The organism is Streptomyces swartbergensis, from assembly GCF_002148965.1.
In the GTDB taxonomy this organism is placed as follows: Bacteria; Actinomycetota; Actinomycetes; order Streptomycetales; family Streptomycetaceae; genus Streptomyces; species Streptomyces swartbergensis.
In genome coordinates this window covers 1-10533 of the sequence record NZ_NGFN01000298.1, presented here as the reverse complement: position 1 = coordinate 10533, position 10533 = coordinate 1, and the positions used below count along the sequence as shown (strand labels likewise).

At 71.5% G+C, this 10533-nt stretch carries 5 protein-coding genes and 2 pseudogenes; 3 read left to right on the top strand and 4 right to left on the bottom strand.

The genetic code is table 11. The features are described 5' to 3' along the window. Positions 1–313 (bottom strand): annotated as a pseudogene (locus tag CA983_RS33455) (ADP-ribosylglycohydrolase family protein); the annotation flags it as partial. Continuing rightward, positions 310–1377 (bottom strand): ADP-ribosylglycohydrolase family protein, encoded by a 1068-nt coding sequence (locus tag CA983_RS33450; protein ID WP_086604538.1) that lies wholly within the window; start codon positions 1375–1377, stop codon positions 310–312. The pseudogene CA983_RS33455 and the gene CA983_RS33450, both read right to left, overlap by 4 nt. A 227-nt stretch (positions 1378–1604) precedes the next feature. On the opposite strand from CA983_RS33450, the gene CA983_RS33445 reads away from it, so the two are divergent. The 3 genes from CA983_RS33445 (at position 1605) to CA983_RS33435 (ending at position 8777) form a co-directional block, all read left to right on the top strand. Continuing rightward, complete coding sequence (locus tag CA983_RS33445) at positions 1605–2336, top strand: VIT1/CCC1 transporter family protein (RefSeq protein ID WP_086604537.1); 732 nt, start codon at positions 1605–1607, stop codon at positions 2334–2336. A 380-nt stretch (positions 2337–2716) separates the two neighbouring features. Then, positions 2717–7321: a glutamate synthase large subunit gene (gene gltB / locus CA983_RS33440; RefSeq protein WP_086604536.1), complete on the top strand. Its 4605-nt coding sequence runs from the start codon at positions 2717–2719 to the stop codon at positions 7319–7321. Continuing rightward, positions 7314–8777 (top strand): glutamate synthase subunit beta, encoded by a 1464-nt coding sequence (locus tag CA983_RS33435; RefSeq protein WP_086604535.1) that lies wholly within the window; start codon positions 7314–7316, stop codon positions 8775–8777. The genes gltB and CA983_RS33435 overlap by 8 nt, the downstream gene beginning before the upstream one ends. A 101-nt stretch (positions 8778–8878) precedes the next feature. On the opposite strand, the gene CA983_RS33430 is transcribed toward CA983_RS33435, so the two are convergent. Both CA983_RS33430 and CA983_RS33425 read right to left on the bottom strand, forming a co-directional pair. Then, positions 8879–9859: an ABC transporter ATP-binding protein gene (locus CA983_RS33430; protein WP_086604534.1), complete on the bottom strand. Its 981-nt coding sequence runs from the start codon at positions 9857–9859 to the stop codon at positions 8879–8881. Next, positions 9856–10533, bottom strand: a pseudogene (locus tag CA983_RS33425) (FtsX-like permease family protein); the annotation flags it as partial. The gene CA983_RS33430 and the pseudogene CA983_RS33425, both read right to left, overlap by 4 nt.

Genomic DNA, 10533 nt, shown 5'->3' with positions numbered 1-10533 from the left:
GGTTCAGGGCGATGGGGACGGGGAGGGTGGTCGTGGCGTTGTGCTCGGCGAAGGTGTCCAGTTCGCGGGTGAGGCGGCGGGTCCAGTCGGGCATGCGGGCGGCTCTGTGGCGGGCGGCGGGCCAGCCGGCGGCGTCGCCCGCGGCGAGTCCGAGCAGGAGGCCTTCGGTCTTTTTCTCTCCCACCCGCGCACCGCCCGTAACTGTCACCCGAGGGGTCCTGGTCTCCCGTGGGGCGCCTTCGCCGTCGGCGGCTGCGGGTGGTCCCTCCGGAGCCGCAGCGCCGGCCGCTGCCGCCGGATCGTGCGGCGTCATGCGGGGGCCTCCGTTCCGTCGCCCGCCAGGACGAAGTCGGTCGGCCCCGGCGCCTCGCCGCGTGCCGCGGCCCAGGGCGTCAGCAGGTCCGCCACGTCCAGGACGTGGTAACCCGCCATCGCCGGCAGGCACCGGCCGCGGACCGGGCCGATGGGGGTCGTCCAGGCCTTCGGAATCGCCGAGACTCCCCGCGTCGCGCCCGCCAGGGCGCCCGCCACCGCCGCCGTCGTGTCCGCGTCGCGGCCCATGTTCACCGCCGTCAGGACGGACTGTGCGAAGTCGCCGTCGGCCGCCGCGTACGCGCCGAAGGCGAGGGCGACCGCCTCGGGGGCCAGGTCGGTCCAGGGGTAGCCGCCGATGACGACCGCGGAGCGGACCGCGCGTTCGCCGCGGTGGGCCACCGCCACCGCGCGGCGCAGGCAGCGGGCCGTCCAGGAGTCGTCGGGCACGACCGCGAGGGCAGCGGCCACGACCGCGACCGGCTGGGCGCCCGCCATCGCCGCCGCCACACCCGCCGCCACCGCCTGACCGCCGTAGATGCCCTCGCCGTCATGGCTCACCGAGCCGTCGATCGCCACCAGCCGGGCCGCCTCCACCGGGCGGCCGGGCGCGAACACCCCGAAGGGGGCCGCGCGCATGGCCAGACCGTCGCTCCAGGCATGCCGGTGCTGGGCGGAGATGGGGGCCGCCAGTCCCCGGCGGAGGTTCTCCAGCGTGCCGCGTTCGCTGAAGCCGGCGCCCCGGAAGGGACCCTCGTCGCGGTCGGCGATCCACTCGTGCCAGGCCGCCTCCACATGGGCGGGGGTGAGCGCCGAGCCGTGCCGGGCCAGCAGGAGGCCCGAGAAGATCGCGTACTCGGTGTCGTCCGTGCCGGCGGGGTGCTCGGCGACATAGCCGGTGATACGGCCCCACCGCGCGCGGATCTCGGAGGGCTTCAGGTTCTCGGCCGGGGCCCCGAGCGCGTCACCGACGGCCAGGCCGAGCAGTGCGCCGCGGGCCCGCGCGCGGAGTTCGGTGGCGTCCCCGGGCGCCGGGACGGAGGGGATGCAGGCGATCGATGCCATACGGGATGTGTCCCACTCCGGCGCCCGGCCCGAGCCTCAAGGGCCGCAGCATCACCCGGTCGACATCTGTGCATGATCGTCATCAGGTGAGCGTTGAAAGGTAAAACCGCAGGTTAGCCCAGCCTTTCCTTGCTGGCAGCGCCGGAATTCCTGGCGTACTTTGGTTGCAGTAAAAATCTGGAACTTGTCCAAATGGGCTTCTTCAGCAAGGGGATCGGGGATCTTTCATGGCCATCATCGAGACCGAGGCGGCGCTGCACGAGGCGCACCGGGACAACCACACCCACCGGGACGTGAACGGCGGCTGGCTGCGTCCCGCGGTGTTCGGTGCGATGGACGGCCTCGTCTCCAACCTGGCCCTGATGACCGGTGTCGCCGGCGGCTCGGTCAGCCAGCACACCGTCGTCCTCAGCGGACTCGCGGGCCTGGCCGCCGGTGCCTTCTCCATGGCCGCCGGCGAGTACACCTCCGTCGCCTCGCAGCGCGAGCTCGTCGAGGCCGAGCTGGACGTGGAGCGGCGCGAGCTGCGCAAGCACCCGAAGTGCGAGGAGGCCGAGCTCGCCGCGCTCTACCGGGCGAGAGGGGTGGAGCCCGGGCTGGCCGGTGAGGTCGCCCGGCAGCTGTCGAAGGACCCCGAGCAGGCCCTGGAGATCCACGCCCGGGAGGAGCTGGGCATCGATCCCGGCGATCTGCCCTCGCCCACCGTGGCCGCGGTGTCGAGCTTCGGCTCCTTCGCGCTGGGTGCGCTGATCCCCGTACTGCCGTATCTGCTGGGCGCGAGCAGTCTCCTGCCGGCCGTGCTGCTGGCGCTGCTCGGGCTCTTCCTGTGCGGCGCCTTGGTGGCCAGGGTGACGGCACGCACCTGGTGGTACAGCGGGCTGCGGCAGCTGTTCCTGGGAGGCGCGGCGGCCGGTGTGACGTACGCCCTGGGCACCTTGTTCGGAACGGCCGTAGGATAGTTCGGCTCGGACTTATGCGTTGGGCCGCATAAGTAGCCGTTACTCGCTGGTTTCGAATGTGCAACCACCGGGCATGAGCCGTAAGCGCTGCGGGCAACGAGGCCCGTGAGCGCGATCAGCGGGGTGGGCGAAGGCGCCCGTCCCGCCCCGGGCCCGACGGGCATCGATCTCACCCGGTCGTTCCGTGCTGGCCCCCCATGGCTTCCACCGTCGGTGCGGTACCCCTGCCGCCGGCCGCCGGTGTCCGCATGTTGGAACGGATTATCCCGCTTCCCGAGAACCGCTCCATCATGTAACCTGCACGAAATTTTGCGATCACGCGAGGGCCAACGTCGTCCCTCGGCACTTGCACATGCCACATGACGACGACGGGAGAGCCGATGCGTACGCCGCGCCAGCCGTCCCAGCATTCCGCGAATGGCCAGAACTGGTCCTTCATGGATGCTCGCCCTGCTGCGCAGGGTATGTACGACCCCCGCAACGAGCACGACGCCTGCGGCGTCGGCTTCGTCGCCACCCTCACCGGCGAGGCGTCCCACACCCTGGTCGATCAGGCCCTGACCGTCCTGCGCAACCTCGAACACCGCGGTGCCACCGGCTCCGAACCCGACTCCGGCGACGGTGCCGGCATCCTGTCGCAGGTTCCGGACGCCTTCTTCCGTGACGTGGCCGGATTCGAACTGCCCGAGGCCGGTGCCTACGCCGTCGGCACCGCCTTCCTGCCGGAGGACTCCGCCGCCGACGCCGTCTCGCACATCGAGACGATCGCGGCCGACGAGGGCCTGACCGTGCTCGGCTGGCGCGAGGTGCCGGTCGCTCCCCAGCTGCTGGGTGCCACCGCCCGGTCGACCATGCCGGTCTTCCGCCAGATCTTCGTCAGCGACGGCGCCGCCGTGCCCGCTACGGGTATCGCCCTCGACCGCAAGGCCTTCGTGCTGCGCAAGCGCGCCGAGCGCGAGGCCGGCGTGTACTTCCCGTCGCTGTCCGCGCGGACCATCGTCTACAAGGGCATGCTGACCACCGGCCAGCTGGAGCCTTTCTTCCCGGACCTGTCCGACCGCCGCTTCGCCTCCGCGATCGCGCTCGTGCACTCCCGGTTCTCGACGAACACGTTCCCGTCGTGGCCGCTGGCCCACCCGTACCGCTTCGTCGCGCACAACGGTGAGATCAACACCGTCAAGGGCAACCGCAACTGGATGGCGGCCCGCGAGTCCCAGATCGTCTCCGACCTGTTCGGAGACCAGGACACGATCGACCGGGTCTTCCCGATCTGTACGCCCGACGCCTCCGACTCCGCCTCCTTCGACGAGGTCCTGGAGCTGCTGCACCTGGGCGGCCGTTCGCTGCCGCACTCCGTGCTGATGATGATCCCGGAGGCGTGGGAGAACCACGACTCCATGGAGCCGACCCGGCGCGCCTTCTACCAGTTCCACTCCAACCTGATGGAGCCCTGGGACGGCCCGGCCTGTGTGACCTTCACCGACGGCACCCAGGTCGGCGCCGTGCTCGACCGCAACGGCCTGCGCCCCGGCCGCTACTGGGTCACCGACGACGGTCTCGTCGTCCTCGGCTCCGAGGTCGGCGTCCTGGACATCGACCCGGCCAAGGTCGTCCGCAAGGGCCGCCTGCAGCCCGGCCGCATGTTCCTCGTCGACACCGCCGAGCACCGCATCATCGAGGACGACGAGATCAAGGCCGAGCTCGCCGCCGAGAACCCGTACGCGGAGTGGGTGGAGGCCGGCGAGATCGAGCTCTCCGACCTGCCCGAGCGCGAGCACATCGTGCACACCCACGCCTCGGTCACCCGCCGTCAGCAGACCTTCGGGTACACCGAGGAGGAGCTGCGCGTCATCCTCGCGCCGATGGCCAAGGCCGGTGCCGAGCCCATCGGCTCGATGGGCACGGACTCGCCGATCGCCGCGCTGTCGGACCGCCCGCGCCTGCTCTTCGACTACTTCACCCAGCTCTTCGCGCAGGTCACCAACCCGCCGCTGGACGCCATCCGCGAGGAGCTCGTCACCTCGCTGCGCTCCTCGCTGGGCCCGCAGGGCAACCTTCTCGACGCGAGCGCGGCCTCCTGCCGCAGCGTCGTGCTGCCCTTCCCGGTCATCGACAACGACGAGCTGGCCAAGCTCATCCACATCAACGCCGACGGCGACATGCCCGGCTTCAAGGCCGCGACGCTGTCCGGCCTGTACCGGGTGCACGGCGGCGGTGACGCGCTGGCCGCGCGGATCGACGAGATCTGCGCCGAGGCCGACGCCGCGATAGAGAACGGCGCCCGGCTGATCGTCCTGTCGGACCGTCACTCGGACGCCGAGCACGCGCCGATCCCGTCGCTGCTGCTCACCGCGGCCGTCCACCACCACCTCATCCGCACCAAGCAGCGCACCCAGGTGGGCCTGCTGGTCGAGGCCGGCGACGTCCGCGAGGTCCACCACGTCGCCCTGCTCATCGGCTACGGCGCCGCCGCGGTCAACCCGTACCTGGCGATGGAGTCCGTCGAGGACCTGGTCCGCGCCGGCACCTTCCTGCCCGGCATCGAGCCCGAGAAGGCCATCCGCAACCTCATCTACGCCCTCGGCAAGGGCGTGCTGAAGGTCATGTCCAAGATGGGCATCTCGACCGTCGCCTCCTACCGCGGCGCCCAGGTCTTCGAGGCCGTCGGTCTCGACGAGACCTTCGTCGGGAAGTACTTCAACGGCACGGCCACCAAGATCGGCGGCGTCGGCATCGACGTCATCGCCAAGGAGGTCGCCGCCCGGCACGCCAAGGCGTACCCGGCCTCCGGCATCGCCCCGGCGCACCGCGCGCTGGACATAGGCGGCGAGTACCAGTGGCGCCGCGAGGGCGAGCCGCACCTGTTCGACCCGGAGACGGTCTTCCGCCTCCAGCACTCCACGCGCTCCGGCCGCTACGACATCTTCAAGAAGTACACCGAGCGCGTGAACGAGCAGTCCGAGCGGCTGATGACGCTGCGCGGGCTCTTCGGCTTCAAGTCCGACCGGAAGCCCATCCCGGTCGACGAGGTCGAGCCGGTCTCCGAGATCGTCAAGCGGTTCTCGACGGGCGCCATGTCGTACGGCTCCATCTCGCAGGAGGCGCACGAGACGCTCGCCATCGCCATGAACCAGCTGGGCGGCAAGTCCAACACCGGTGAGGGCGGCGAGGACCCGGAGCGCCTGTACGACCCGGCCCGCCGGTCGTCCATCAAGCAGGTCGCCTCCGGCCGCTTCGGTGTGACCTCCGAGTACCTGGTCAACTCCGACGACATCCAGATCAAGATGGCCCAGGGCGCCAAGCCCGGCGAGGGCGGCCAGCTGCCCGGCCACAAGGTCTACCCGTGGGTCGCCAAGACGCGGCACTCGACGCCGGGCGTCGGCCTCATCTCGCCGCCCCCGCACCACGACATCTACTCCATCGAGGACCTGGCCCAGCTGATCCACGACCTGAAGAACGCGAACCCGCAGGCGCGGATTCACGTGAAGCTGGTCTCCGAGGTCGGCGTCGGCACGGTCGCCGCGGGTGTCTCCAAGGCGCACGCGGACGTCGTCCTCATCTCCGGCCACGACGGCGGTACCGGCGCCTCGCCGCTCACCTCGCTCAAGCACGCGGGCGGCCCCTGGGAGCTCGGCCTCGCCGAGACCCAGCAGACGCTGCTGCTCAACGGCCTGCGCGACCGTATCGTCGTCCAGACCGACGGCCAGCTGAAGACCGGCCGTGACGTGGTCATCGCCGCGCTGCTCGGCGCCGAGGAGTTCGGTTTCGCGACCGCGCCGCTCGTCGTCTCCGGCTGCGTCATGATGCGCGTCTGCCACCTGGACACCTGCCCGGTCGGCATCGCCACGCAGAACCCGGTGCTGCGCGAGCGGTACAACGGCAAGGCCGAGTACGTCGTGAACTTCTTCAAGTACATCGCCGAAGAGGTCCGCGAGATCCTCGCCGAACTGGGCTTCCGCTCCATCGAGGAGGCCGTCGGCCACGCCGAGACCCTCGACGTCACCCGCGCGGTCGACCACTGGAAGGCGCAGGGCCTGGACCTGGCGCCGCTGTTCCACGTGCCCGAGCTGCCCGAGGGCGCGGTCCGCCACCAGGTGATCGCCCAGGACCACGGCCTGGAGAAGGCGCTCGACAACCAGCTGATCAAGCTGGCCGCGGACGCCCTGTCCGCCTCGGACGCCACCGAGGCCCAGCCGGTCCGCGCCCAGGTGCAGATCCGCAACATCAACCGCACGGTCGGCACCATGCTCGGCCACGAGGTGACGAAGAAGTTCGGTGGCGCGGGCCTGCCCGACGACACCATCGACATCACCTTCACCGGCTCCGCAGGCCAGTCCTTCGGCGCGTTCGTGCCGCGCGGTGTCACGCTGCGCCTGGAGGGCGACGCCAACGACTACGTCGGCAAGGGCCTCTCCGGCGGCCGGATCGTGGTCCGCCCGGACCGCGCGGCCGACCACCTCGCCGAGTACAGCGTCATCGCCGGCAACACCATCGGCTACGGCGCCACCGGCGGCGAGATGTTCCTGCGCGGCAAGGTCGGCGAGCGGTTCTGCGTCCGCAACTCCGGCGCGACGGTCGTCTCCGAGGGCGTGGGCGACCACGGCTGCGAGTACATGACCGGTGGTCACGCGGTGGTGCTCGGCGAGACTGGCCGCAACTTCGCGGCCGGTATGTCCGGCGGTGTCGCGTACGTCATCGACCTGGACCGCGACAACGTCAACGTCGGCAACCTGGACGCGGTCCAGGCGCTGGACGACACCGACAAGCAGTGGCTGCACGACGTGGTCCGCCGCCACCAGGAGGAGACGGGCTCGACCGTCGCCGACAAGCTCCTGGCCGAGTGGGACACCGCCGTCGAGCGCTTCAGCAAGATCATCCCCAGCACGTACAAGGCAGTGCTCGCCGCCAAGGACGCCGCCGAGCGAGCCGGTCTCTCCGAGACCGAGACCCACGAGAAGATGATGGAGGCGGCGATCAATGGCTGACCCGAAGGGCTTCCTGAACCACGGGCGCGAGGTCGCCAGGTCCCGCCCCGTCGAGGAGCGCGTCAAGGACTGGAACGAGGTCTACGTCCCCGGCTCCCTGCTGCCCATCATCAGCAAGCAGGCCAGCCGCTGCATGGACTGCGGCATCCCGTTCTGCCACAACGGCTGCCCGCTGGGGAACCTCATCCCCGAGTGGAACGACTACGCCTACCGCGAGGACTGGGCCGCCGCCTCGGAGCGCCTGCACGCGACGAACAACTTCCCGGAGTTCACGGGCCGCCTGTGCCCCGCCCCGTGTGAGTCGGCGTGTGTGCTCGGCATCAACCAGCCGCCGGTCACCATCAAGAACGTCGAGGTCTCGATCATCGACAAGGCGTGGGAGACCGGGGACGTCGCCCCGCAGATCCCGGAGCGCCTGTCCGGCAAGACGGTCGCGGTCGTCGGCTCGGGCCCGGCGGGCCTGGCCGCCGCCCAGCAGCTGACCCGTGCCGGTCACACGGTCGCCGTCTACGAGCGCGCGGACCGCATCGGAGGGCTCCTCCGGTACGGCATCCCCGAGTTCAAGATGGAGAAGCGGCACATCAACCGCCGCATCGAGCAGATGCGCGCGGAGGGCACCCGCTTCCGCACGGGCATCGAGATCGGCCGCGACCTGAAGGCCACGGACCTGAAGAAGCGCTACGACGCGGTCGTCCTGGCCGTCGGCGCGACCACGGCCCGTGACCTGTCGGTGCCGGGCCGCGAGCTCAAGGGCGTCTACCAGGCCATGGAGTACCTGCCGCTGGCCAACAAGGTGCAGGAGGGCGACTTCGTGGCGCCCCCCATCTCGGCCGAGGGCAAGCACGTCGTGGTCATCGGCGGCGGCGACACCGGCGCCGACTGCGTGGGCACCGCCCACCGCCAGGGCGCGGCCTCCGTCACGCAGCTGGAGATCATGCCCCGCCCGAACGACGAGCGGCACCCGATCAACCAGCCGTGGCCGACCTTCCCCATGCTGTACAAGGTCACCTCCGCCCACGAGGAGGGCGGCGAGCGCGTCTACTCGGTGTCGACGACGCACTTCGAGGGCGACGAGGACGGCAACGTCCAGTGGCTGCACCTCACCGAGGTGGGATTCATCGACGGCCGGCTGACCCCGAAGCCGGGCACGGAGCGCAAGATCCCCGCCCAGCTGGTCACCCTCGCCATGGGCTTCACCGGCACCGACCGGGAGAACGGCCTGGTCGAGCAGTTCGGCCTGGAGCTCGACGAGCGCGGCAACATCGCCCGCGACGACGACTACCAGACCAACGTGCCGGGCGTGTTCGTCGCCGGTGACGCGGGCCGCGGCCAGTCGCTCATCGTGTGGGCGATCGCGGAGGGCCGCTCGGCGGCGCGCGGGGTGGACCGCCACCTCACGGGTGCCAGCGAGCTGCACGCGCCGATCCGCCCGACGGACCGCGCGCTGATGGTCTGACACACACCCCCGATACGTCCCGCACAAAGGCGTGCGGAACACAGATGGCGCCTGCCCCACAGTCCCCGACCGGACGACCGGGCAGGCGCTGTCGCATGTCCTCAGCCGCTTCCGCTTCCGCTCCCGTTCCCGTTCTTGTCCGGCCACACCTGGATGTGGTCCTCCTCCAGCTCCAGCAGCACCCGGTCTCGCATGCCCAGGGCCGTGGTGTACTCGGCCGGCAGCTGGAGGCGGCCCGCGCGGTCGAGCATCGCGTACTCCCGTGCCACCAGGGACTCCTGGCCGGCCTCGTCGACCTCCGTGCGGCGCAGTACCTCCGTCGAGGTGCGGCCGTCGCGGATCGCGACCGTGCGGCGGACCTCGCCGGCGACCGCCTGGTCGTGCGTGACGATGACGACCGTCGTGCCCAGCTCCTCGTTGGCCCGGCGGAACGCCGCGAAGACCTGTTGCCCGGTCGCCGAGTCCAGCTCGCCGGTCGGCTCGTCGGCGAGCAGCACGGCGGGGGCGTTGGCCAGGGCGACGGCGATCGCGACGCGCTGCTGCTGGCCCCCGGACATCTGCTGCGGACGCCGGTCCCGGCAGTCGGCGACGCCGAGCATGGCCAGCAGGTCGTCAGCGCGTCCGGCCCGCTTCCCGCGCGAGCCGCCCGCCAGTTGCATGGGCAGGACGACGTTCTGCGCCGCCGTCAGATACGGCAGCAGATTGCGTGCCGTCTGCTGCCAGACGAACCCGACCACCTCACGCCGGTAACGCAACCGCGCCTTCGCGTCCATCGTCAGCAGATCACGGCCCGCGACCTTCGCGGTGCCCGCGGTCGGGACGTCCAGGCCGGCGAGGATGTTCATCAGCGTCGACTTGCCGCTGCCGGACGCGCCCACCAGGGCCATCAACTCGCCCTCCCGCACCAGGAGATCGAGCCCCTGGAGCGCCTGCACCTCCACGGCGTCCCGGCCACCGCGCTTGGCGAAGATCCGCACCAGCCGGTCGCAGGCGATCAGGGCGTCGTGCCCGTACGCGGGCCGGTCGCGGTGCCGCGCCGCCCGTCGCTCCAGTTCCGCGAGCGACTCCGTCGTACCGCTCATCGCATGTCTCCTGCCCTGAGGTGGGTGATCGGTGTCCGGCGCCCCGCCCACCAGGCCTGCGCGACGGCCACCGCCCCCGCCAGCAGCACCGCGCCCGCGGCGGGCAGGGCCAGCGACCACGGGTCGGCCCGCAGTGCGGCACCCTGCGGCGCCGTGACGCCGGACGCGCCGGCCAGAGCGAGCCGGTCCAGGTCGATGCCGGGGGCGAGCAGTCCTACCGTGGCCCAGCCGACGGCCATGCCCCCGCCGGCCGCGAGCAGCGCCAGGGGCAGCGTCTCCAGGCCGAGGAGGTAGCGCCCCTGGCGGGTCGTCAGGCCCAGGGTGCGCAGCCGGGCCAGCAGCGCGGCCCGTTCCGGCGCGGACCGCAGCAGGCTCAGCACCAAGGCGAGCGAGGCGTAGCCCGCGCCCGCGAGGACGGCCCAGACGTAGATCCGTTCAGCGCCCGCCTGCAACGGAGAGCCGGACAGCGCCGCGCGTTCGTCGGCGCGCAGTGTCACGGAGAGGTTGGAGCCGGCGCCGCGYACGGCCGCCCGCAGCGCCTTGGCGTCGAGACCGGCACCCGAGGCCAGCAGGGTGGTGGGGCCGCGGGAGCCCTTCAGGCCCGCCGCGTCGACCAGCAGGAACTCGCCCTCGGGGACGGCGGGGGTGCGGGGGCGCACGGCGGTGATCCGCAC

Bases quoted from the DNA above. Each gene is read 5' to 3' on its own strand.
- CA983_RS33445 (WP_086604537.1), top strand. From the start codon at position 1,605: ATGGCCATCATCGAGACCGAGGCGGCGCTGCACGAGGCGCACCGGGAC.
- CA983_RS33435 (WP_086604535.1), top strand. From the start codon at position 7,314: ATGGCTGACCCGAAGGGCTTCCTGAACCACGGGCGCGAGGTCGCCAGG.
- gltB (WP_086604536.1), top strand. From the start codon at position 2,717: ATGCGTACGCCGCGCCAGCCGTCCCAGCATTCCGCGAATGGCCAGAAC.
- CA983_RS33430 (WP_086604534.1), bottom strand. From the start codon at position 9,859: ATGAGCGGTACGACGGAGTCGCTCGCGGAACTGGAGCGACGGGCGGCG.
- CA983_RS33450 (WP_086604538.1), bottom strand. From the start codon at position 1,377: ATGGCATCGATCGCCTGCATCCCCTCCGTCCCGGCGCCCGGGGACGCC.